Source organism: Kitasatospora atroaurantiaca (assembly GCF_007828955.1).
GTDB classification, from domain to species: Bacteria; Actinomycetota; Actinomycetes; order Streptomycetales; family Streptomycetaceae; genus Kitasatospora; species Kitasatospora atroaurantiaca.
The window spans coordinates 1448067-1470675 of sequence record NZ_VIVR01000001.1 but is presented as its reverse complement, the minus strand read 5'-3'; the positions used below and the strand labels follow the sequence as shown (position 1 = coordinate 1470675).

Annotated in this window: 20 protein-coding genes and 1 tRNA gene; 8 read left to right on the top strand and 13 right to left on the bottom strand. The window is 72.2% G+C overall.

Annotated features, from left to right (window positions below; all coding sequences use genetic code 11):
- Positions 1 to 45: 45 nt before the first annotated feature.
- Positions 46 to 480 (bottom strand): GNAT family N-acetyltransferase, encoded by a 435-nt coding sequence (locus tag FB465_RS06640; RefSeq protein ID WP_145788444.1) that lies wholly within the window; start codon positions 478 to 480, stop codon positions 46 to 48.
- Positions 481 to 599: 119 nt separating this feature from the next.
- On the opposite strand from FB465_RS06640, the gene FB465_RS06635 reads away from it, so the two are divergent.
- Genes FB465_RS06635 through FB465_RS06625 form a run of 3 tightly spaced genes read left to right on the top strand, consistent with a single transcriptional unit; the run spans position 600 to position 4350 of the window.
- Positions 600 to 1424 (top strand): ATP-grasp domain-containing protein, encoded by an 825-nt coding sequence (locus tag FB465_RS06635; RefSeq protein ID WP_145788443.1) that lies wholly within the window; start codon positions 600 to 602, stop codon positions 1422 to 1424.
- A gap of 44 nt (positions 1425 to 1468) precedes the next feature.
- Positions 1469 to 3517, top strand: a complete 2049-nt coding sequence (gene ligA, locus FB465_RS06630) for an NAD-dependent DNA ligase LigA (protein ID WP_145797179.1) — start codon at positions 1469 to 1471, stop codon at positions 3515 to 3517.
- 50 nt (positions 3518 to 3567) lie between these two features.
- Positions 3568 to 4350: a hypothetical protein gene (locus tag FB465_RS06625; protein WP_145788441.1), complete on the top strand. Its 783-nt coding sequence runs from the start codon at positions 3568 to 3570 to the stop codon at positions 4348 to 4350.
- 157 nt (positions 4351 to 4507) lie between these two features.
- On the opposite strand, the gene FB465_RS06620 is transcribed toward FB465_RS06625, so the two are convergent.
- Positions 4508 to 5878 carry an SDR family NAD(P)-dependent oxidoreductase gene (locus FB465_RS06620; RefSeq protein WP_145788439.1) on the bottom strand — a complete coding sequence of 457 codons (1371 nt, stop codon included), beginning with the start codon at positions 5876 to 5878 and terminating at the stop codon, positions 4508 to 4510.
- Between the two features lie 26 nt (positions 5879 to 5904).
- Positions 5905 to 5978: transfer RNA gene (locus FB465_RS06615), tRNA-Ala, on the bottom strand.
- 142 nt (positions 5979 to 6120) lie between these two features.
- Here FB465_RS06615 and dnaK point away from each other — a divergent pair.
- Both dnaK and grpE read left to right on the top strand, forming a co-directional pair.
- Positions 6121 to 7986, top strand: coding sequence for a molecular chaperone DnaK (dnaK, locus tag FB465_RS06610; RefSeq protein ID WP_145788437.1), 1866 nt, complete (start codon positions 6121 to 6123; stop codon positions 7984 to 7986).
- Positions 7983 to 8621 carry a nucleotide exchange factor GrpE gene (grpE, locus tag FB465_RS06605; RefSeq protein ID WP_145788435.1) on the top strand — a complete coding sequence of 213 codons (639 nt, stop codon included), beginning with the start codon at positions 7983 to 7985 and terminating at the stop codon, positions 8619 to 8621. The genes dnaK and grpE overlap by 4 nt, the downstream gene beginning before the upstream one ends.
- 51 nt (positions 8622 to 8672) lie before the next feature.
- Here grpE and FB465_RS06600 read toward each other — a convergent pair whose 3' ends face one another.
- Positions 8673 to 9068 (bottom strand): DUF2267 domain-containing protein, encoded by a 396-nt coding sequence (locus FB465_RS06600; protein WP_145797178.1) that lies wholly within the window; start codon positions 9066 to 9068, stop codon positions 8673 to 8675.
- Between the two features lie 333 nt (positions 9069 to 9401).
- On the opposite strand from FB465_RS06600, the gene FB465_RS06595 reads away from it, so the two are divergent.
- Positions 9402 to 10052 carry a LysE family translocator gene (locus tag FB465_RS06595; RefSeq protein ID WP_145788433.1) on the top strand — a complete coding sequence of 217 codons (651 nt, stop codon included), beginning with the start codon at positions 9402 to 9404 and terminating at the stop codon, positions 10050 to 10052.
- A 56-nt stretch (positions 10053 to 10108) separates the two neighbouring features.
- On the opposite strand, the gene FB465_RS06590 is transcribed toward FB465_RS06595, so the two are convergent.
- From FB465_RS06590 to FB465_RS06580, 3 genes are all read right to left on the bottom strand, one after another.
- Complete coding sequence (locus FB465_RS06590) at positions 10109 to 10990, bottom strand: SCO6745 family protein (RefSeq protein ID WP_145788431.1); 882 nt, start codon at positions 10988 to 10990, stop codon at positions 10109 to 10111.
- Positions 10991 to 11082: 92 nt separating this feature from the next.
- Positions 11083 to 12582, bottom strand: a complete 1500-nt coding sequence (locus FB465_RS36755) for a carbohydrate binding domain-containing protein (RefSeq protein ID WP_145788429.1) — start codon at positions 12580 to 12582, stop codon at positions 11083 to 11085.
- Between the two features lie 220 nt (positions 12583 to 12802).
- Positions 12803 to 13687 carry an NAD(P)-dependent oxidoreductase gene (locus FB465_RS06580; protein ID WP_246192544.1) on the bottom strand — a complete coding sequence of 295 codons (885 nt, stop codon included), beginning with the start codon at positions 13685 to 13687 and terminating at the stop codon, positions 12803 to 12805.
- Between the two features lie 137 nt (positions 13688 to 13824).
- Between FB465_RS06580 and FB465_RS06575 the strand changes: the two genes are divergently transcribed.
- On the top strand, positions 13825 to 14781 hold the full coding sequence (locus FB465_RS06575; RefSeq protein WP_145788427.1) for an aldo/keto reductase: 957 nt from the start codon (positions 13825 to 13827) through the stop codon (positions 14779 to 14781).
- A 51-nt stretch (positions 14782 to 14832) separates the two neighbouring features.
- Here FB465_RS06575 and FB465_RS06570 read toward each other — a convergent pair whose 3' ends face one another.
- The 3 genes from FB465_RS06570 to FB465_RS06560 form a co-directional block, all read right to left on the bottom strand.
- Positions 14833 to 15426: a GNAT family N-acetyltransferase gene (locus FB465_RS06570; protein WP_145788426.1), complete on the bottom strand. Its 594-nt coding sequence runs from the start codon at positions 15424 to 15426 to the stop codon at positions 14833 to 14835.
- A 63-nt stretch (positions 15427 to 15489) separates the two neighbouring features.
- A complete protein-coding gene (locus FB465_RS06565; protein WP_145788423.1) occupies positions 15490 to 16167 on the bottom strand; it encodes a nitroreductase family protein in 678 nt (225 codons plus the stop codon).
- A 41-nt stretch (positions 16168 to 16208) separates the two neighbouring features.
- Positions 16209 to 17846 carry an ABC-F family ATP-binding cassette domain-containing protein gene (locus FB465_RS06560; protein WP_145788421.1) on the bottom strand — a complete coding sequence of 546 codons (1638 nt, stop codon included), beginning with the start codon at positions 17844 to 17846 and terminating at the stop codon, positions 16209 to 16211.
- Positions 17847 to 18122: 276 nt separating this feature from the next.
- Between FB465_RS06560 and FB465_RS06555 the strand changes: the two genes are divergently transcribed.
- Positions 18123 to 19730 (top strand): ABC-F family ATP-binding cassette domain-containing protein, encoded by a 1608-nt coding sequence (locus FB465_RS06555; RefSeq protein ID WP_145788417.1) that lies wholly within the window; start codon positions 18123 to 18125, stop codon positions 19728 to 19730.
- A 47-nt stretch (positions 19731 to 19777) separates the two neighbouring features.
- Here the strand turns inward: FB465_RS06555 and FB465_RS06550 are convergent, their stop codons facing one another.
- The 3 genes from FB465_RS06550 to FB465_RS06540 form a co-directional block, all read right to left on the bottom strand.
- Positions 19778 to 20425, bottom strand: a complete 648-nt coding sequence (locus FB465_RS06550; protein ID WP_145788410.1) for a Pr6Pr family membrane protein — start codon at positions 20423 to 20425, stop codon at positions 19778 to 19780.
- 72 nt (positions 20426 to 20497) lie between these two features.
- Positions 20498 to 21166 carry a response regulator transcription factor gene (locus FB465_RS06545; RefSeq protein WP_145797176.1) on the bottom strand — a complete coding sequence of 223 codons (669 nt, stop codon included), beginning with the start codon at positions 21164 to 21166 and terminating at the stop codon, positions 20498 to 20500.
- On the bottom strand, positions 21166 to 22392 hold the full coding sequence (locus FB465_RS06540; RefSeq protein ID WP_145788408.1) for a sensor histidine kinase: 1227 nt from the start codon (positions 22390 to 22392) through the stop codon (positions 21166 to 21168). Before FB465_RS06540 ends, FB465_RS06545 begins: the two co-directional genes overlap by 1 nt.
- Positions 22393 to 22609 lie beyond the last annotated feature (217 nt).

Below are 22609 nucleotides of genomic sequence, written 5' to 3'. Positions count from 1 at the left end.
GTCCGGTGGTGCGGCTTCCGGCAGCGGGCTGGGCGGGCCCCTCGCCTAGAGGTTGATCTGGTAGAGGATGAAGCCCCGGTTCAGTGCCACCTGGTCGTAGAGGCGGCGGGCGGTGGCATTGGTCTCCTGGGTGGACCAGTAGACCCGGCTGCACTCCTGGGTGCGCGCCCACTCGGTCACCGCGGCGATCAGCGCCCGCGCCACGCCCCTGCCCCGGGCCTCCGGCGCGGTGAACAGGTCCTGCAGGTAACACACGTCCGGCGCCGAGGTGCTGGCGTGCACGAGGAAGTGCGTGATGCCGACCAGCCTGCCGTCGAGCCACGCGCCGAGAGCGTGCATCCGGGTGTCCTTCCGGAACTCCGTCCAGGCCCGGTCGTACATCTCGGGCGGGAGCGTGCGCTCGTAGAAGTCGATGTAGCCACGGAACAGGCTCTCCCAGTCGGCGCGGTCCTCCGGGGCGAGCTTGCCGATGCTGACCATGTGCTGCCTTTCACGCGCGGGCCTGGACGGTGAACCCTATCCCCGGGCGCCGCGGCCCGGCCGGAAGCTGCGTAGATTGGCCCCAGGCAATCGTGCAACGTTCAACCTGGAGGACTGGCATGTCCCACCCCCGGCCCAGCGTCCTCTACGTCACCGACCTCACCTACCCGGCCAAGGGGCGCCGGTACTGCGACGAGGACATCCACCTGTCGGCCCGGCTCCGGGAGGACTTCACCGTCGCCCTGTGCCACCCGCTGGACGCGGCCGCGCTGATGGACGGCTTCGACGTGACCGTGGTCCGCAACAGCGGGCCCGTCCTGCACTACCAGGAGGCGTACGACGCCTTCCGCGTCCAGGCACTGGACCGCGGCACCCTCGTCTTCAACCCGCTGACCGGGCGGGGTGACATGGCCGGCAAGCAGTACCTGCTGGACCTGAGCGCCGCCGGGTACCCGGTCATCCCCACCATCGACCGCCCGGAGGACCTCGACCGGCTTCCCGCCGCGGCCGAGTACGTCGTCAAGCCCAAGCTCGGCGCGGACTCCATCGGCATGGAGTTCGTCACCCCCGAGCGGCTGCCGGAGCTGGCCTTCGACGGCGCCCTCGTCCAGCCGCGGATCCGCTTCCGGTACGAGGTCTCGTTCTACTTCGTGGGCCGCACCTTCCAGTACGCCCTGTACGCCCCGCGGCCGGAGGAGCGCTGGGTCCTGGAGCGGTACGTCCCCAGCGCCGAGGATCTGGAGTTCGCCCAGAGCTTCGTCGAGTGGAACAGCCTGGACCACGGCATCCAGCGCGTGGACGCCTGCCGGACCCCCGAGGGCGAGCTGCTCCTCGTCGAGCTGGAGGACCTGAACCCCTACCTCTCCCTCGACCTCGTCGACCCCGCCACCCGCACCGCCTTCCTCGCGGACGTGACCGCCTCGGTGCGCTCCCTGCTCGGCTAGTGCACGGCGGTGGACCAGGGGTGATGTCAGTGGCACCCGGAAGAATGTTCCCCATGACGGACGCCACTGCTCTCGCCTCCCAGGCCGCCTATACCGAGGCGGTCGCCACCGCCGCCCGGGCCGCCGCGGCCTACTACGCCGACGGCGCCACACCGCTGGACGACGATGTGTACGACCAACTGGTGCGCGCCATCGAGTCGTACGAGACGGCCCATCCGGAGCACGTCCTGCCGCAGTCGCCCACCGGTAAGGTCGCGGGCGGGACGGCCTCCGGGGACGTCCCGCACTCGGCGCCGATGCTGAGCCTGGACAACGTCTTCTCGGTCGAGGAACTCGCCGCCTGGGCCGCCGGATTGGAGCGTCGGCTAGGGCGCCCGGTGGCCGCCTGGTGCGTCGAGCCCAAGCTGGACGGCCTGGCGGTCGCAGCCCGCTACCGCGCCGGGCGGCTCACCCGGCTGATCACCCGGGGCGACGGCCTCGCGGGTGAGGACATCTCCCACGCCGGCGGCAGCATCCTCGGTCTGCCCGAGACCCTCGCCGAGCCCGTCGACGCCGAGCTGCGCGGCGAAGTCCTGCTCACCCAGGACCAGTTCGAGCAGGCCAACACGACCCGCACCGCACACGGCGCCGCCCCCTTCGTCAACCCGCGCAACGGCGCCGCCGGCACCCTGCGGGCCAAGGACCGCCCGTACCGGATCGAGCTGACCTTCTTCGCGTACGGGGCGCAGGGCCTGGCCGGCGGCCTCGCCCACAGCGAACTGCTCGGCCGCCTCGCCGAGTTGGGTGCCAACACGGCGGCCTCGACGGCCGCACAGCCGCGCCGTTGTGAGACGGTGGCCGAGGTACAGGCCCGGATCGAGGAGATCGCCCGCATACGGGCGGAGCTGCCGTTCGGGATCGACGGCATCGTGGTGAAGGCCGACGCGGCAGCGGACCAGGAGCTGGCCGGGTCCGGCTCCCGGGCGCCGCGCTGGGCGATCGCCTACAAGCTGCCCGCCGTGCACCGCGTCACCAGGCTGCTCGCGGTCGAGTGGAACGTCGGCCGGACGGGTGTCATCGCACCCCGGGCCGTGCTGGAGCCCGTCGTGGTGGACGGCGCGACGGTCACGTACGCGACCCTGCACAACCCGGCCGACATCACCCGGCGCGGGCTGCTGATCGGCGATCAGGTCTCCGTCCACCGGGCCGGGGACGTCATTCCCCGGGTGGAGGCGCCGTTGGTCCAGCTCCGCACGGGGGCGGAGCAGCCGATCGAGTTCCCGGAGGTGTGCCCACGCTGCGGTGACGCCATCGACACCTCCCAGCAGCGCTGGCGCTGTGTGCGGGGGCGCGGCTGCCAGGCGGTGGCGTCGATCCGCTACGCCGCCGGTCGGGACCAGCTGGACATCGAGGGGCTGGGCGGGACACGTGCCGTGCAGCTGGTCGATCGCGGGCTGGTCGCCGACGTCGCGGACCTCTTCCTCCTCACCAGGGAACAGCTGCTGACGCTGGACCGGATGGGCGCGACCAGCTCGGACAACCTGATCGCCGCGATCGAGGCGGCCAAGGCGCAGCCGCTCCACCGGGTGTTCTGCGCGCTCGGCGTGCGCGGTACGGGCCGTTCGATGTCGCGGCGGATCGCGCAGCACTTCGGCAGCATGGCCGCCATCCGGGCGGCGGGCGTGGACGAACTCGCCGAGGTCGACGGGATCGGTCCGGAGAAGGCGGCGGTGGTCGTCGCGGAGCTTGCCGAACTCGCTCCGGTGCTGGACAAGTTGGCGCTCCTCGGGGTGGGGGTCGGCGAAGCCGTGACGGCTCGGCCCGGGGCAGGGGCAGGGGCAGGGGCGGAGGCGGTGGCCGAGGGGCCGCTGGCGGGCCAGGCGGTGGTCGTGACGGGCACGATGAGCGGCCCGCTCGCACAGCTGTCGCGCACCGAGGTGAACGAGCTGATCGAGCGGGCCGGCGGCAAGGCCTCCTCCAGCGTCTCCAAGCGCACTTCGCTGCTCGTCGCGGGGGAGAAGGCGGGATCCAAGCGCGCCAAGGCGGAGGAGCTGGGGGTGCGCGTGCTGAACCCGGAGGAGTTCGCGGAGCTGGTCGGGGAGTTCCTGAACTGACCGCCCGAAGGGTCCTGGCATCATGTGCGTCCGAGAGACGAGGGGGCACCATGAGACCGGACGAGCGGACCACCCGGAGCGTGCGCTATCTGCTGGGGCTGCTCGAGGAGCCGGCCGCCCGCCGGGTCTGCCACCGCCTGCGGATGCCCTTCGAGGGCGAGGTGGGGCCGACGCCGTCGTACGACTGGGACCTGACGTCGTTCCTGAATCAGCAGGCCCCGGGGTCGGCGGTGCTGTGGATGCTCCAGGAGGACGACCCGGAGGTCAACGCGGAGCTGTACACGGATGCGCTGCCCGTGGGCCTGCGGCGGGACATCCTGGAGGGCGTCTCCTTCGCGCCGGAGCCTGCGAAGCTGGCCGAGCCGGTGCCGGTGAGCCCTCACCTGTGGCGCTCCCCGTGGGACTGGCAGCAGAACGCGACGGACGTCCCGGTGGCCGATGTTCTCGACGCCTTGTACCAGGTCGGGGGCCGGAAGGCGTTCAGGCAGGCGCGGGCGGCTGCCGCGCGGATCCGCAATGAGCACTGGCCGGCCGTCGCGCAGGCCCACCGGGACGTGCCGCTCCCCGGCTTTGCCCGCTGGACCGTCAGCGTCCGGGCCGACTGCCCGGCGGATCTTCGAGAGGAGTTCGGCTCCCACGCCAAGTTCCGGCATCGGGTACGGCAGGCCGGGATCTTCGACGGGCCCGCCGAGTATCTGGCCGCCGCCGCACCTGCTGCCGGGCTTCACCGGCACGGTGGAGGCGCTCATCGGCGCGGCCGGCATGGCGCCCGAGCCGGCGTGCGAGGCCGAACGCGAGGCCGACCATGTGGCCGAGCCCGCGCCGCGTGGTGACGTTCGGCTTCGCACCAAGGTCCTCCGGTTCTTCGGACTGGCCTAGGCAGCCGAGAAACCACCACAGGGGCGCGGGGAACTGCGCGGAAGCGGTAGGGCAGAGGTCGTTGCCTTCCGATCTCGCGCAGTTCCCCGCGCCCCTCCTGTGGTTACCCGGTCACCACGCCGCCTCCTGGTAGTCCTTGAGGAACACGCCGGCCACCGGTGCCCCGGCCTCGCCGCGCACGATCGGGTCGTAGATCCGGGCTGCGCCGTCCACGATGTCCAGCGGGGTGCGGAAGCCCTTCGCCGCGAGGTAGGACTTCTTCGGGGCCGGGTTCTCGTCGGTGATCCAGCCGGTGTCCACGGCGCACATGTGCACGCCCTGCTTGGCCAGTTGGGCCGCGCTGGTGCGGGTGAGCATGTTGAGCGCGGCCTTGGCCATGTTGGTGTGCGGATGGCCCGCGGTCTTGTTCCGTACGGTGAACCGGCCTTCGACGGCGGTCACGTTGATGATGTACCTGCTGGGGTGCGGCGAGGCGAGCAGCAGGGGCAGCAGCCGGTCACAGAGCAGGGCCGGGGCGAGGGCGTTGACCAGCTGGGTCTCCAGCACCTCGGACGGGTCCAGCTCGCCGAGTCTCGCGGACCAGGAGTTGACCGGCGCGGTGTCGGGCAGCAGCCCGGCCTCGTCCGCCTCCCGTGCGACCTCGCCCGCCATGGCCGAGGGTTCCAGCCGGGCAGCGGGCCAGGCGGCCGTCAGCGCGGGCATGGGGCGGAAGCCGGGCGCGTGGAAGGCGGTCACGCCGGCCGGGAGTTCGGCGTGCTCCCCGGCCGTCAGCAGGGCGTACGCCTCGGGCGGGCGGCGCAGGGTCTGGGCGGCGTTGTTGACCAGGATGTCGAGTGGTCGTGCCTCCGTCCGCAGGCGAGCGCAGAGGCCGAGGACCTGGCGCGGGTCACGCAGGTCGATGCCGACGACGGTGAGCCGGTCGAGCCATTCGGAGCTGCCGGGGGCGGCCTGGAAGCGGCGTACGGTGTCGTGCGGGAAGCGGCTGGTGACGGTCAGCTCGACGCCGTCCCGGAGCATCATCAGCGCCAGCTGGAAGCCGATCTTCACCCGGCCGCCGGTGAGCAGGGCCCGACGGCCTCGCAGGTCGGTGGAGAGCGCGCGGCGGGCGGCGTTGTCGGCGGCGCAGTCGGGGCAGAGCAGGTGGTAGAAGCCGTCGAGCTCCCGGTATGTCGACTTGCAGACATAGCAGTGGCGCGCGCGCCGGAGCCGGCCGATCGACGTGAGCTGCTCCGGCAGTTCCAGTGGTGCGTCCTCGCGGCGGGCCAGAGCCCCGGTGACGGTCTCTGCAGCCAGTGCGGCGTCCGCCGCGCGGGCCTCGACACGCCCCATCGACCGGCGCTTGCGGCGGCCCTCGCGGACGAAGGACTCGGCGAGCTTCTCCGCTCGCAGCCGCACCGGATGGTCGGCGGGCAGCTGCCGCAGCCGGCCGACCGTTTCCGCGTAGGCGGCCAACTCCTCGGCCGTCACCCCGGTGTGCTGCACTGTCCCTCCCCGTGGGCCTTCGATGCTGCCCGGGGCCGGATTCGAACCGGCGTGTCCCCCGATGCGAACGGGGTGCGTCTGCCTCTGCGCTACACCGGGCAGCGACGTGGATCCTAGCGGGTTTCCTCGAACAGTCGCCCGGCCCGGCTGATGCTTGACATGGCCGCACTCAAGTCTTACGAGTTGTTGTGCGGGCCGGGCAGGACGCCGCCCGGCTCCCGGGCACAGGAGGGAGACCTGACATGGCACGCTCGGTCGGTATCGACCTCGGCACCACGAACTCGGTGGTGTGCGTCCTGGAGGGAGGCGAGCCCACCGTCATCGCCAACGCGGAGGGCGCCAGGACCACGCCGTCCGTCGTCGCCTTCGCCAAAGGGGGTGACGTGCTCGTCGGTGAGGTCGCCAAGCGGCAGGCAGTCACCAACGTCGACCGCACCGCCCGCTCGGTCAAGCGGCACATCGGCGAGGCGCAGTGGCACTTCCCCGAGGCGGGTGACGTGGACGGCAAGCGGTACACGGCGCAGGAGATCTCCGCGCGGGTGCTGCAGAAGCTCAAGCGGGATGCGGAGGCGTATCTGGGCGAGAACGTGACGGACGCCGTCGTCACGGTGCCCGCGTACTTCAACGACTCGCAGCGCACCGCCACCAAGGAGGCGGGTGAGATCGCGGGCCTGAGGGTGCTGCGGATCGTCAACGAGCCGACGGCCGCCGCGCTGGCGTACGGGCTGGACAAGGAGAACGACCAGACCATCCTGGTCTTCGACCTGGGCGGTGGCACCTTCGACGTGTCCCTGCTGGAGATCGGCGAGGGCGTCGTCGAGGTGAAGTCCACCAACGGTGACACGCACCTGGGCGGCGACGACTGGGACCAGCGCGTCGTCGACCACCTGGTCAAGCAGTTCAAGAACGGCTACGGCGTCGACCTCTCCAAGGACAGGATGGCGGTGCAGCGCCTGCGCGAGGGCGCCGAGCGAGCGAAGATCGAGCTGTCCTCCGCCTCCGAGACGACCATCAACCTGCCCTACATCAGCGCGTCCGCGGACGGGCCGCTGCACCTGGACGAGAAGCTCACCCGGGCCCAGTTCGAGCAGCTCACGGCCGACCTGCTGGAGCGCTGCAAGAGCCCGTTCCACAACGCGATCAAGGACGCCGGGATCAAGGTCTCCGACATCGACCACGTGATCCTCGTCGGCGGTTCGACCCGCATGCCGGCGGTGACCGGGCTGGTCAAGTCGCTCACCGGCAAGGACCCGCACAAGGGCGTGAACCCGGACGAGGTCGTCGCCATCGGCGCCGCGCTGCAGGCCGGCGTCCTGAAGGGCGAGGTCAAGGACGTCCTGCTGCTCGACGTCACCCCGCTGTCCCTGGGTATCGAGACCAAGGGCGGCATCATGACCAGGCTGATCGAGCGGAACACCACGATCCCGACCAAGCGCTCGGAGATCTTCACCACGGCCGAGGACAACCAGCCGTCCGTGCAGATCCAGGTCTACCAGGGCGAGCGCGAGATCGCCGCGTACAACAAGAAGCTCGGCATGTTCGAGCTGACCGGTCTCCCGCCGGCTCCCCGTGGCCTGCCGCAGATCGAGGTCACCTTCGACATCGACGCCAACGGCATCATGCACGTCGGTGCGAAGGACCTCGGCACCGGCAAGGAGCAGCGGATGACCGTCACCGGCGGCTCCGCGCTGCCGAAGGACGACATCGAGCGCATGATGCGCGACGCCGAGCAGCACGCCGAGGAGGACCGCCAACGACGCGAGGCCGCCGAGACCCGCAACCAGGCCGAGCAGTTCGTCTACGCCACCGAGAAGTTGCTGCGCGAGAACTCGGACAAGATCCCGGCCGAGGTCAGGACCGAGGTCGAGACGGCGATCGCCGACGTGAAGGAGAAGCTCAAGGGCGAGGACGTGGCGGCCATCCGCGAGGCCATGGAGCGGGCGACCACGGCCGCACAGAAGATCGGTACGGCGCTCTACTCCCAGTCCCAGGCCGGTGCGGGGCCCGAGCCCGGCGGCGGGGCTTCGGCCGGCCCGGGGCAGAGCGGTGACGAGGAGGTCGTCGACGCCGAGATCGTCGACGACAGTTCGAAGGGAGGCGCGGGATGAGCCGACCGGACGGTCCCCGGGCGGGGGATCAGCCGTCCGAGATCGTGATCCGCGACAAGCGGCGTATCGACCCGGTCACCCTGCAACCACGGGAGCCTGACCGGCCGACGAGGGAGCGTGAGCACGAGCGGGCGACGGGACAGGTCGCAGACGGCTCGGCGGGCGAACGCGCCCAGGTGGAGATGGACCGGACGACGGTGCTGGAGACGCTGCTCGCCGAGCGCACCGCCGACCTGCAACGCCTCAAGGCCGAGTACGACAACTACCGGAAGCGGGTCCGGCGCGACCGGCTGGCGATCCGCGAGATCGCGGTCGTCAACGTGCTCACCGGGCTGCTGCCGGTCCTCGACGCCATCGACCAGGCGCGTGAGCGGGGGGAACTCTCCGGCGGACTGGCGGCCGTCGCCGACGCGCTGGGGTCCCAGCTCGCCACCCTCGGGCTGGAGTCCTTCGGAGAACCGGGTGAGGCCTTCGATCCCACCCGCCACGAGGCGGTCACGGACGTGCTGTCCGCCGATGTCGACCGGCCCACCTGCACGGCAGTGCTGCGAGCCGGCTACCAGGTCGGACAGCACCTCCTGCGCCCGGCCCAGGTCGTGGTCAGCGAACCACGTACCGGGTCGGACGACGGGTGAGGCGCGACCACGGGTGAGGCGCGCTGCGGGCCCTTCTCGGAGCCGGTCCGGTCAGAGCCGGTCCGGGCGGGCGAAGAACAGGTCGTAGCCGGGCGGAAGCTGCAACAGCACGCGCTCCATCAGCTCCGGGTCCGCGGCCTCGGCGACGACGCTCAGGACGGCGCCCACGTCCCGGTGGACGGTCTCCTGGCTCGCGCCGTCGATCCAGGGGGCGGCGGCCCGGAGGAACTGCTCGGGTCCCAGTGGTTCGGCAGCCGCCGCCGGCGCGAGCAACAACATCGAGCAGCGCTGCGGCAGCGGGGCCGCGAGTTGGGCGCGCTCCTCACCCACCAGATGCGCGCCCAGCAGACCCAGGACGACCCGGACTGCCTCCTCGGCATGCTTCGGGTCGGGATACTCCCCACGCTCCTCGACCCGCTGAAGGAAGGACTCCCAGCGCATGGCCATCGGCCAACTCACCTCTTCAGGTCCCTGGCGTGCCGCTGCCCGGTCCGGGGGTGTCGCCGTGGGCAAGGCCTCCTCCCTCGACCGAAATCCCGGGCCGGACAGGTCTGTGGGTCAGCTCCCCCCGACTCCTGTATCCGTCCTTACCGGTCCATATACCTCAAAACGGCCGACTTGACAAGACCCTGCCGGGGGAGCGGGCTCGAAGAGGTTCTCACCGCGCACGCCACGCTCCCGGCGGAGTCGAATACATGCGCGAAGAGATGCGTGGAGGTGTTAGTTTCACGGGCGGTACGCAGGTCAGCGGTATGCATGCCAGCGGATGAGGGGGACGGTGTGATCGGCGTTGGAGCGATAGCGGGCATCGCAGCGGTGTCACTGGGGATGGTGCTCACGCCGGGCCCGAACATGATCTACCTCGTCTCCCGCTCTGTGGCCCAGGGCCGCCGGGCCGGGCTGATCTCGCTCGCGGGCGTCGGTCTCGGCTTCCTCACCTACCTGGTCGCGGTCACCGCCGGGATCGCGACCGTCTTCGCGCTCGTCCCGGAGATCTATCTGACGATCAAGCTGGTCGGCGCCGGCTACCTGCTCTGGCTGGCCTGGAAGGCCGTCCGGCCTGGTGGCAGGTCGGCCTTCACCCCGAAGGAGCTGGCCGCCGACCGTCCCGGCCGGCTGTTCCTGATGGGCCTGCTCACCTGCCTGCTCAACCCCAAGCTCGCGATCCTGTACGTCTCGCTGCTGCCGCAGTTCGTCGACCCGCAGCGCGGCCATGTGGCACTGCAGAGCCTGCTGTTGGGCCTGACCCAGATCGCCGTGGGCCTGACCGGGAACACCTTCTTCGTCCTGACGGCCGGCTCGGTCTCCGCCTTCTTCGCCCGCCGTCCGCTCTGGCAGCGGGTGCACCGCTACGCGATGGGCACCGCCCTGGCCGCGTTCGCCGTACGGATCGCCGCCGACCGCTCACGCGTGGTGCTCGCCGCCCCCTGAGGGGTCACCAGCCCGGTGCTCCCGGAGGACTCACCAGGCCGGTGCTCCTCGATGGCTCACCAGGTCGGTGCGGGGACGCTTCCGATCCCCAGCGTGCCCTGCATGGGCAGCAGCCCGGACTGCAGGACCGCGACGAACAGCGGCAGGACGAGCTCCACGAAACGGGCCGCCCCGGCCGCCCCCAGCGCCTCCCAGGGCCCGGCCGCCAGCTGGTCCGTGAGCCGCTCGACCTCGTTGCGCCCGGCCCGGCCGAGCTCGGTCGCCCGGCCCTCCGCGTCCAGCCAGCCGCGGGCCGTCAGGCGCTCCCGGGCGCCGGCCCACTCCTCCGCGCTCCAGCCCCGCCCGGCGAACGCCTCGTCCGGTGCGGCGCCGATCCCGGCGAAGGAGACCAGCGACTCGCACGGGTCGAGACCGGCGGCGAGCAGGGCCGCGAGATGGCCGTCGCCGCGGTGCTCGCGCAGGATCGTCACGGCGTGCCAGAGTGCGAGATGCGGCTCCTCGGGCCAGTCCAGCGCCGCGTTGGCGGCGGCGAGCGGCCGGCCGGCGGTGACCGCGGCCTCGGCGGCGGTCCGCGCCAGCCGGGCGAGTTCGGCGAGCTCGGGCCCGTCGACCTGGGCGCCGAACAGGGCCCGGTACGTCCGGTCCACGGCCCGCCACCGCGCCTCCAGCACCTTCGCCGGGTCCGCCGTCGACCAGGCCGCCGGGATGTACCGGGCGACCGTGTCCGGGCTGAAGCTGTAGAAGGCCGCCGTCACCAGTTCGCGGCTCGCGGCCCCCAGCGGAGCCGCGCGCCAGGCGAAGTAGCTGGGCCAGCGGCTCTCGACGTCGTACCCGAGGGCCGCTGCCTCGGCGAAGGCCTCGGGCGCGAAGTACAGCACCGCGTGCACCGCTTCGAAGTGGTGCCACACCGTCCGCGGCAGCGCTCGGTCCTCTGTCACGGCAGCCCCCTGAACCTGATCGGCGAGCGGTGCGACGAGTGCCGCCCGGTAGAGGCGTACTCTACCGGGCGGCCATTTCGAATGACGATCAGTCAGCCCGCGTACTGGGCAAAGATCTTCGAGAACTCGTACGGCGTCTGCGGGATGTTGGTGCACTTGTACAGTGCACCGGTGCACGCGTTGGCGTCCCGGGACATCTCCCAGAAGGCCAGCACGCCGAGGTGGTGCTGCTTGGCGAAGGCCACCAACTGCTGGGCGTCCGCCTGGTTGTAGATCTGGTGGTCGTCGTTCTCCCCGAGCATCGGGGTCACGCCGGTCAGCCTCCACAGCTGGGCGTCGGTCTTGGCGGGGTAGAGCGTCTTGAGCTGGTCGTGGGTGCTCTGCCCGGCCTGGACGGCCGCGTCGCCGTAGTCGCTGCTCGGCCGTCCGTAGTCCATCGCCATCACGTTGACCAGGTCGACGTTCACCCCGGCGTCCCGGGCCGAGCGGACGATGCTCACGCCGTCGGCGGTCAGGCCCTCCGGTAGGACGGGCAGGGTGAGCGAGACCTTCAGGCCGGGGTGCGCCTGCTGGAGCTTGGCGAGTGCGGCCGAGCGGCGGTCGTTGGAGGCTTTGTCGGCGACCGCCGCGCCCTCGATGTCGAAGTCGACGTACGTGAGGTTGTAGGCCTTCACCACGGCGTCGTACTCGGCGAACAGCGAGTCCACCGTGCCGCAGGCGGCGGCGAGTTCGGTGCCGGAGGCGCCGCCGAAGGAGATCTTGACGTCCCCGCCGGCGGCCCGGATCGCGTCCACCTGGTCCTTGGCCCAGCCGCTGCGCGGATCGTACGCGTTGAACCAGCTGGCCTTGCAGCCGACCGAGGTGACGAAGGCCAGGGTGAACGACTTGAGGTTGCCGCGGCTCGCCATGTCCGTGAGTACGGGAGTCGGCCAGGCGCCCATGTCGACGTACGGGGCCACCGGGACGGCCACGTTGGGCGGCGGGGTCTGGGTCTGCGTCGCCGTGGGGGAGGGGGACGGTGACGGGGAGCTGCTGGTCGGCGGCGGCGTGGTCGGCGGGGGAGCGCCCGGGCCGCTCAGCACGACGTCGTCGGCGAGGTAGGCGCCCTGCCCGTACCAGCCGTGCAGGTAGACCGTGACGCTGGTGGTGCTCGCGCCGGTGGTGAAGCTGGTGCTGAGCTGCTGCCAACTGCTGCCGCCGGGCGTCCAGGTGGCCGGATCGGTCACCCCGGCGCCCGTCGCGCCCAGGTACACGTACTGGCCCTGGACCCAGGCGCTCAGCGAGTACTTGGTGTTCGGCTGCACGCTGACGGTCTGGCTGCACTGGGCGGTGTCGCTGTTGCTCGCGGCCCCCTTGAGTGCGTAAGAACCGGAGTGTGCGGGGCTGTTGACGACGGACCCGGTGCCGGCCGAGCAGCTCCAGCTGCCGAGCGATCCGCTCTCGAAGCCGGGGTTGGCGAGCAGATTGCCGTCGGCGGCGTTGGCGCTGACGGCCAGGGTGGTCAGCGCGCCCGCCGCGAGGGCGGCGGCGCAGCCGAGAGGTATGAGTTTCGCCCGCCGTGGGGCGGCATGGTGATTGAGCGCGCGTGGCATGTGGGGTGCCTTTCGGGACGGTGCCGTCGCCACCCGGCGCTGGTCGTGGGGGTGCACAGGTGACGGGCTGTGGAGTGGTCCTGAACGTGCGTGAGCGCGGTGCACGGGCGTGGTGCCTTGACTTCAAAATGGACTAGACCAACTGGGCACGTCAAGAACCCCGGGCGCGGTTTACGCCAGCCTTAAGGTTCGAAGCGGAGCTGAAGCGGTGGGGGCGAGGTCAGGCCGGGAGACCCGCGCGGCGGCGGGTCGCCTCGGCGACGGCGGACCAGTCGCGGTCGGCGTCGCCGTGGGCGACCGCGTCGAGGAAGGCGTCGCGCAGGACGCTGCCGAAGGGGAGCGGCACGTGGGTCTCGGCGCCGGCGGCGAGCGCGAGGTTGACGTCCTTGAGGCCCAGGGCCAGACGGAAGCCGGCGGGGTCGTAGCGCCGTTCGGCGACCATCGCGCCGTACCCCGAGTAGATCGGGCCGGGGAAGACGGTGCCGGTGAGCATCTCGACCAGGTCGGTCGGCCGGACGCCGTTGGCCTCGGCCAGGCTGCAGGCCTCGGCCAGCGACTCGATGGCGCAGGCCAGCAGGAAGTTGGTGCTGATCTTGGCGGTGTTGGCCTGCAGCGGCTCCGTGCCGAGCCGCCAGGTGCGCCGGCCCATGGCCGCGAACAGCGGTTCCACCCGGTCCAGCAGCGCGTCGGGACCGGCGGCGAGGATGTTGAGCTCCCCAGCCGCCGCCACCATCGGCCGCCCGAGCACGGGCGCGGCGACATAGCCGACCCCGTGCTCGGCGTGCAGCGCGGTCGCGCGGCGGGCGAGCTCGAGGGAGACCGTGGCCATGTTGACGTGCACGGACGCCCGCGCGGCCGCGAGCAGGGCCGGGTCGTGGAGCACGGCGTCGACCGTGGCGTCGTCGGGGAGCATCGAGACGACGACCTCGTTGGCGAAGACCTCGGCGAGGTCCGCCGCCGCCGTGGCGCCCTGCTCGGTCAGGGCGCGGACCGGCTCCGGAGAGCGGTTCCACACCTGGACCTGGAAGCCGGCCCGGAGCAGGTTGGCCGCCATACCGCGCCCCATCGCACCGAGACCGACGAAGCCCACCTTCTGCACGGTCACCGCTCGCTCCTCCGCCTCGGCACGTGATCACCCTGACTGTACGTCACCCCGCGCGGGCGAGCCGGGCTTGACCTCGAGTGCACTCCAAGGGGCAGGGTGGAGCCCACGACCCGCCGCACCCCGAAGGAGCAACACTCATGCGTACCACCACACTCGGCAGCAATGGCCCCGAGGTCGGCGTGATCGGCCTCGGCTGCATGGGCATGACCTGGGCGTACGACCCGAACGGCCGGGACGACACGACCTCGGTCGAGGTGCTGCGCTCGGCGCTGGACCTCGGCGTGACGCTCATCGACACGGCGGACATCTACGGTCCGTACGACAACGAGGAGCTGGTCGGCCGTGCGCTCACCCCGCCGTACCGCGAGCGGGCCGTGCTGGCGACCAAGGTCGGCCTCGTCCCGGGCACCGGCGGTGCGCGGGTGGGCAACGACGGCCGTCCGGAGCACGTCCGGCGGGCGATCGACGACAGCCTGCGCCGGCTGGGCACCGACCATGTCGACCTCTACCAGCTGCACCGGGTCGACCCCGAGGTGCCGATCGAGGAGACCTGGGGCGCGCTCGCCGAGGCGGTCCAGGCGGGCAAGGCGCTGCGGATCGGTCTCTCGGAGGTGACGGTCGAGCAGATCAAGCGGGCGCAGGCCGTCCACCCGGTCGCCTCGGTGCAGTCCGAGCTGTCGCTGTGGACCAGGGACCCGCTGGCGGAGGTGCTCCCCTACACCGAGGAGCAGGGCATCGCGTTCCTGCCGTACTCGCCGCTCGGCCGGGGCTTCCTGACCGGTCGCTTCAGCTCTGCGGCAGAGCTGCCGGCCGACGACTGGCGCTCCACCCTGCCGCGCTTCCAGGCCGAGGCGCTGCAGGCCAACCTGGCGCTGGTCGAGAAGGTGCAGCAGATCGCCGCCCGCACGGGCGCCACGGCGGCTCAGGTGGCGCTCGCCTGGGTGGTCGGGCAGGGACGGTACGTGGTGCCGATCCCGGGCACCAAGACGCCCAAGTACCTGGCGGACAATGCGGCCGCGGCCGAGCTCACGCTGACCGCCGCGGACCTGGCCGAGCTGGACGCGCTGCCGGCGCCGGTCGGCGGGCGGTACTGACCGGACGGTGGTTCCCCGGGCATCAGAGCCCGGGGAACCACCGGACACCGATCAGGACGCTCGCGTCCTGATCCAGATCAGCTTCCGCCCGGTCTCGGCCGGGGCGGTGGGTTCGAAGTCCACCACCCGGTCGAGCCGGTAGCCGAGCTTGCGCGGGACGGCGGCGCTGGCCGCGTTGCCCTCGTCGCAGTGGATCTCCACCCGCTCGATGCCCGGCAGGGCCAGCGCGGACGCGGTCAGCGCCCCGGCCGCGGCGGTCGCGATGCCCCGGCCGGCGTGGTCGGCGGCCACCCAGTAGCCGATCTCCAGTGCGCCCGCGCCGATCCGCCCGTGCAGGCCGAAGGCGCCGATCACACTGCCCGGCCGGGCGTCCAGCCCGGCGAGGTACATGAAGTCGGTGCCCGCGTCCCATGCTTCGACACCGGCCTGGGCCATCTCCGTGGTGTGCGCGAGGGTGGGCGCCGAGACGGCCCACTCCATCCACGGCCGCAGGTGGTCGAGGTTGGCGGTCACCGCGGTGTTCAGCTCCGGAGCGTCCGCGAGCGCACGGCGGCGCAGCGACACCCCGCCCGCGATCGCGATCACCTCGGGTGGGCGGCCGTGCGTGATGGGGGAGGGGGTGGCCTCTTGGGTGGTGTGGCTCATAGCCGGATTATCCCTGTCACCGACGATGCTCACCAGCGGTTTTGTCCGGGTGCTGTCAGGCCGTCAGAGCCGGACCAGCACCTCGTCCAGCGGTTTGCGGTGCAGGTCGGGTACCCGCGCGCCGTCGGCCGGGTAGCCGACCGGGATCACGTACGCCGCCCGCTCCTCCGCCGGCCGTTCGCACACCTCGTTGAGGAAGCGCATCGGGCTCGGGGTGTGGGTGAGGGTGGCCAGCCCGGCCTGGTGCAGGGTCGCCAGCAGCAGGCCGACGGCGATGCCGACGGACTCCTTGGTGTAGTAGGGGCGGGGCGAGCCGGGGCCCTTGTGCACCTCGAACACCACGATCACCGCCGGGGCGTCCTCGAGGAAGGGCTTGTGCCAGTCCGTCCCGATCGGCGCCAGCGCGGCGAGCCACTCCTCGGAGGCCCGGTGCGCGTAGAACTCGCGCTCCTCCGCCTCGGCCGCCTCGCGCAGCCGGCGCTTGCGCTCGGGGTCGGTGACCACCACGAACCGCCAGGGCTGAACGTGCGCCCCGCTGGGGGCGGTTGACGCCGTACGGACCGCCCACTCGAGGACCTCGTCCGGGATCGGACGGGTCGAGTAGTCGCGGACGGTCCGGCGCCTGGCCATCACGTCGTGGAAGGACCTGCTGCGGGCCGCAGCCTCGTGGGCGGGCACCGTCATGGGCCGGAGCGGCACGGTCGGGTACGACGAGGCCGCTGCCGATGCACTGTCAACCATGCTCTCCAGCAGAGCACATGACGTCCCCGCAGCGGAAGGCCTCAGCGCTCGTGGACCAGACCATTCGCGACCTCGATCCGCCGGTTGACCGTCACCGCCTCCAGCATCCGCCGGTCGTGCGTCACCAGCAGCAGCGTGCCGGTGTACGAGGCGAGCGCCGACTCCAGCTGCTCGATGGCAGGCAGGTCCAGGTGGTTGGTCGGCTCGTCGAGCACCAGCAGGTTCACCCCGCGCGCCTGCAGCAGGGCCAGGGCCGCCCTGGTCCGCTCGCCGGGGGAGAGGGTGGCGGCCTGGCGCAGGACGTGCGCGGCCTTCAGCCCGAACTTGGCCAGCAGCGTGCGGACCTCCTCCGGCGAGAGGTCCGGCACCGCCGCCGCGAACGCCTCCGCCAGCGGCTCGTCCCCCAGGAACAGACCGCGCGCCTGGTCGACCTCCCCGACCACCACGCCCGAGCCCAGGGACGAGCTCCCGCCGTCCGGTTCGAGCCGCCCGAGCAGCGCGGCCAGCAGCGTGGACTTGCCCGCGCCGTTGGCGCCGGTGATGGCGATCCGGTCCGCCCAGTCGATCTGCAGGTCCACCGGGCCGAGGGCGAAGTCGCCGCGCTGCACCGAGGCCCCGCGCAGGGTGGCCACCACCGAGCCGGAGCGCGGCGCGGTGGCGATCTCCATCCGCAGCTCCCACTCCTTGCGGGGCTCGTCGACCACGTCCAGGCGCTCGATCATGCGCTGGGTCTGCCGGGCCTTGGAGGCCTGCTTCTCGGTCGACTCGGCGCGCATCGCGCGGCCCATCTTGTCGTTGTCGCCGGACTTGCGGCGGGCGTTGCGCACGCCGTGCTCCATCCAGCCGCGTTGCATCCGGGCCCGCGCCTCCAGGCCCGCCTTGGTGTCGGCGTACTCCTCGTACTCCTCGCGGGCGTGCCGACGGGCGACCGCCCGCTCCTCCAGGTACGCCTCGTAGCCGCCGCCGTAGAGGTTGATCTGCTGCTGGGCGAGGTCCAGCTCCAGCACCCGGGTGACGGTACGGGCCAGGAACTCGCGGTCGTGGCTGATCACCACCGTGCCGGCGCGCAGGCCCTTCACGAAGGACTCCAGGCGGTCGAGCCCGTCCAGGTCGAGGTCGTTGGTGGGCTCGTCCAGCAGGAAGACGTCGTACCGGGAGAGCAGCAGCGAGGCCAGCCCGGCGCGGGCCGCCTGGCCGCCGGAGAGCGCCGTCATCGGCAGGTCCAGGCTCACCTTGAGCCCGAGCGAGCCGGCGACCTCCTCCGCCCGCTCCTCCAGGTCGGCGCCGCCGAGATCCAGCCAGCGGTCCAGGCCGGCGGCGTACGCGTCGTCCGCGCCGGGGCGACCCTCGACCAGGCCCTCGGTCGCCTCGTCCAGCGCCGCCTGCGCGGCCGCGACGCCGGTACGGCGGGCCAGGAAGTCGCGGACCGACTCGCCCGGACGGCGCTCGGGCTCCTGCGGCAGGTGGCCGACGTTGGCCGTCGGCGGGCTCAGCCTGAGCGAACCGCCCTCGGGAGTGTCCAGCCCGGCCAGCAGCCGCAGCAGTGTCGACTTGCCGGCCCCGTTCGCCCCGACCAGACCGATCACGTCGCCGGGGGCGACGACCAGGTCCAGGCCGGAGAAGAGGGTGCGGTCGCCGTGGCCGGCGCTCAGGTCCTTGACTACGAGAGTGGCGCTCATGATGCCCCGATCCTAATGGGCCTCCGGAAAACCCTTTGCGGGCCCGCAACGGCTCCCCTACCTTCGATCCCGGCCCTGCAAGCAGAGGAAGACTGGAGAAGGCCGTTGCTCTACTGAGGTCATGAGACACCGCCCCCCGCGCCGTTCCGAGCGCGGCGTGTGAGCGTGCGTGCGACCTCAGTGGTGAGTTGATCTCCCGAGATCTTTGTCCCGCACCCGCGGTGTCTCCCGTGTTGCTACCTCGTCCGCCACAGCAACCACCCCGGGAGGCCATCCATGGCTCAACCGACCACCTCCATCCTCTGCACCGACCTGGGCTTCGACTGGCCCGACGGCACCACCGTGCTCGACGGCTTCCACCTCGCGGTGGGCCCCGGCCGCACCGGCCTGATCGGCCTCAACGGCGCCGGCAAGTCCACCCTGCTCCGCCTGCTGGCGGGCGAGCTCACCCCGGCCTCCGGCACCGTCCGGGTCGGCGGCGAGCTCGGCTACCTGCCGCAGGACCTCACCCTCGACACCACCCAGAGGGTCGACGAGGCGCTCGGCATCCGGGCGGCCCGCGAGGCCCTGCACGCCATCGAGTCCGGTGATACCGACGAGCGGCATTACGCGGCCGTCGGGGACGACTGGGACGTCGAGGAGCGCGCCCGCGCGACCCTCGACCGGCTCGGCCTGGCCCGCCTGGACCTGGACCGCACCACCGGGGAGCTCTCCGGGGGTGAGGCGGTGCTGCTGCATCTCGCGGCCCTGCTGCTGCGCCGCCCGGACGTTCTGCTGCTCGACGAGCCGACCAACAACCTGGACCGGCACGCCCGTTCACTCCTCTACGAGGCCGTGGCGAGCTGGCACGGCGTGATGGTGATCGTCAGCCACGACCGCGAGTTGCTGCAGCACGTCGACCAGATCGCCGACCTGCGGGCGGGCTCGGTCACCTGGTACGGCGGCAACTTCGCCGACTACGAGCGGACGGTCGCCGCCCAGCAGGAGACCGCCGAGCGGCTGGTCCGGGTGGCCGAGGCCGATGTCCAGCGGCAGAAGCGGGACTTGATCGAGGCCCGCACCAAGCTGGAGCGCAGCGCGAGCTACGGGAAGAAGCGCTCGGAGAGCCGCAACGACCCGAAGATCATCTCCGGCAAGCTCAAGCGGCAGGCCCAGGAGACGGCCGGCCGGGTGCGCGGCATGCACACCGAGCGCCTGACCGAGGCGAAGGAGCGGCTGACGGCGGCCGAGGAGGCCGTCCGCGACGACGCGGAGATCCGCATCGACCTGCCGCGCACCGCGGTCCCGGCCGGGCGGACGGTGCTGAACCTCGACCACGTCCGCCTCCCGTACGGCACCCGGGCCCACCTGGAGCTGCGCGGTCCGGAGCGGGTCGCCCTGGTGGGCCGCAACGGGTCGGGCAAGTCCACCCTGCTACGAGCCGTCGCGGGCGAGATCGGCCCGCTGGAAGGGGAGATCAGCACGCCCGTACCGCTGCGCCACCTGCCGCAGCGTCTGGACCTGCTGGACGACGGGCTGACCGTGGTGGGCAACGTGAAGTCGTACGCCCCGGCGGCCGACGACAACGCGATCAGGGCACGGCTGGCCCGCTTCCAGTTCCGGGGCGGGCGCGCCGACCAGCTCGCGGGCACGCTCTCCGGCGGCGAGCGCTTCCGGGCGACGCTGGCCGCCCTGCTGCTCGCGGACCCGCCGCCGCAGCTGCTGATGCTGGACGAGCCGACCAACAACCTCGACCTCGCCAGCGTCCGCCAGCTCACCCAGGCGCTCGCCGCCTACCGGGGCGCGCTGATCGTGGCCAGCCACGACCTGCCGTTCCTGCGAGGGCTCGGGATCACGCGCTGGCTGGAGCTGGACGGCGAGCTGCGGACGATCGACCCGATGTAGGGACCGGTCAGGGTGGTGACGGAGGCCCCTCCGTCACCACCTGCGGGTCAGGCGGTGGCGGGCTTGAGCCTCCGGGCCACCGTCGTGCCCAGCCGGTCGAGGCCGACCACGGCTGCGCCGAGGGCGATGAACTCCACCGTCAGCTGGACGATCTGGCCGGCCACCCAGCCGTAGCCGTTCTCCGTCGGGTCCAGGAAGAAGTACGGGTAGGCGTTGGGGAAGTGCGGGAAGACCGCCGCGCGCAGCAGCGTCAGCCCGGCGTAGCCGAGCGGGAAGGAGAGCCAGACCGGCAGGTCCCGCCACTGCGAGGCGTTCCGCGGCTTCAGGCAGAGCCAGTCGAGCATCACCATGACCGGCGTGACGTAGTGCAGGAAGAAGCTCGACCAGTGCTGCAGCCGGTCCGGGCCCGAGACCAGGCCGGGCAGCGGGTTCTCGCCGTGGTTGAGCAGGATGTGGGCGACCAGGCCGGTGATCGTGATGTAGAGCACCGCGGCTCCGCGCAGTCGCGGCGCCGGGGCGTCGGTGGTGCCGCGCCTGGCCATCCAGTAGACCGCGCCCGCGAAGTAGCCGAGCACGATGACGTTGCTCTCGATGGTGAAGTACACCAGCGAGGCGGTGCCGAGGATCAGCCCGAGCCCGGCCGAGATCACGATGGCAAGGCGCCACCAGAGTGCGGGGCGGGTCCAGACTGACATGCGTTCACCAGTTCTTGTCGTACGGTTCGCGGATTTTTCGAACTCTACCCATGGGTAGCCTTCGGACGGAAGCTATCCGGCCTGCACGAACCCGGACTCGTACGCCACGATCACCGCCTGCGTACGGTCCCGTACGCCCAGCTTGGCGAGCACGCTCCCGACGTGCGTCTTGACCGTCTCCGGGCTGACCACCAGCCGTTCGGCGATCTCGCCGTTGGTCAGCCCGGCCGCCATCAGCCGCAGGACCTGCCCCTCCCGGTCGGTCAGCCGCGACACCGGCCCGGCGTGCGGGCGGCGGCGCTCACCACCGCGCTCACCACCACGCTCACGGCTGCGCAGCGCCAGCTCGCGGACGGCGGACGGGAAGAGCAGCGAGTCGCCGTGCGCCACCAGCCGGACGGCCTGCACCATCTCCTCCGCCCTGGCGCGCTTCAGCAGGAACCCGGCGGCCCCGGCGCGCAGCGCGTCGTACACGTGGTCGTCGTTCTCGAAGGTGGTGACCACCAGGATCCTGGGCGGCGGCTCCATCGTGGCGACCAGTTGCTCGGTGGCCCGGATGCCGTCGACCCCCGGCATCCGGACGTCCATCAGCACCACGTCCGGCCGCAGCTCGCGGACCAGCGGCACCACCTCGGCGCCGTTGGGCGCCTCGCCGACCACGGTCAGGTCCGGCTCGGCGTCCAGGACGACCCGCAGGCCCATCCGGACCAGGCGCTCGTCGTCCGCGACCACCACCCTGATCACAGGTTTCCCCCTATCGGCAGCCGGACGGCCAGCCGCCAGGTGTCGCCGTCCGGCCCGGCCGCGCAGTCGCCGCGCAGAGCGGTGGCCCGTTCGGCCACGCCGCGCAGGCCGCGCCCGCCCCCGGGACGGCTCGGCCGCCCGGCGCCCATCGGATTGGTCAACTCCACGTCCAGCCGCCCCTCGTGTATCTCCAGCCGCAGCCTGGCCGGCACCGGGCCGGCGTGCCGCAGCACATTGGTCAGTCCCTCCTGGACGATCCGGTACGCCTCGCGCGAGAGCTCCGCCGGCAACTCGGCCAGGCCGGGCCCGGCGAGTGACTCGACCGCGACCCCGGCCCGGCCCATCTGCCGCAGCAGGCCGCCGAGTTCGGAGAGCGTCGGCCCGGCTCCCGGGGCCGGTCCCGTCGGCTCCTCGCGCAGCAGCCCCAGGACGGTGTCCAGTTCGGCCACCGCGGCACGTGCGGTCTCCTCGATCGCCCGCAGGGCCTCGGCGGCGAACTCCGGGTCGGACCCGAGGACCTTCCCCGCCGCTGCCGCCTGAATGGACACCGCGCTCAGCGCGTGCCCGACCGAGTCGTGCAACTCCCGTGCCAGCCGGTTGCGCCGGGCGAGCTCGACGGCCCGCCGCTCCGCCGCCGCCAGGCGCTCGGCCGGCGTCGGGCCGAGCAGGGCGGGTGCGCTGCGCGCCAGCAGGGCCCCCGCGCCGGCGTTCACCGCGAGCAGCAGAGCCAGCAGGGCGGGGCCCAGCAGCAGCCCCGAAGGAAGCTCACCGTAGGTCTGCCGTATCAGGCTCCGCCCGGGGTTGCCGAGCGAGTCGATGGGGGAGAGCAGCAGCACCACCACGGCGGGCGGCGTCGCGAGGGACATCCCGCTGACGATGCCGCCGAGGAACAGGTGCAGCACGAACCACGCGGCCGTCCGCCGCCGGGCCGCCCACGAGTGGGACGGCGTACTGGCCAACTCGCCCGCGGCGCCTGCGCACAGCGCACGTGCCGCAGTGCCCTCGAGTGCGCGTACCACGGGGACGAGCGCGGTGATCGCGGCCATCGGCAGCGACAGGGCGAAGGCGGCGAAGTTCAGTGCGAGCCGATGGGCGGCGTCGTCGCCCGGCAGGGCCACGGACAGCAGCACCTGCGAGAGCAGCCAGTAGGGCATCAGCAGGGCGCCGCCGAGCACCAGGTGCACCCAGCGCAGCGCGGCCCGCCGTCCGATCAGTGCACTCATCGCCCTGACTCTACGTCGGTCCCCGCGGACGCCGCGGTCGAGGAGAGGTCCATGGGCGCGACTCTGCCACCGAGTGCCCGGCCGATGCATCGGCCCTGGTCGGGATCCGGCTCCCCCGCCCGGGGGAGCCGGTCTCATCCCGAGGGGTCAGAGCACAGTGCAGGCGGTGCCCCCAGGGTGATGGCGGTCGCTGCGGGGTTGGCACTACCGAAGGCGC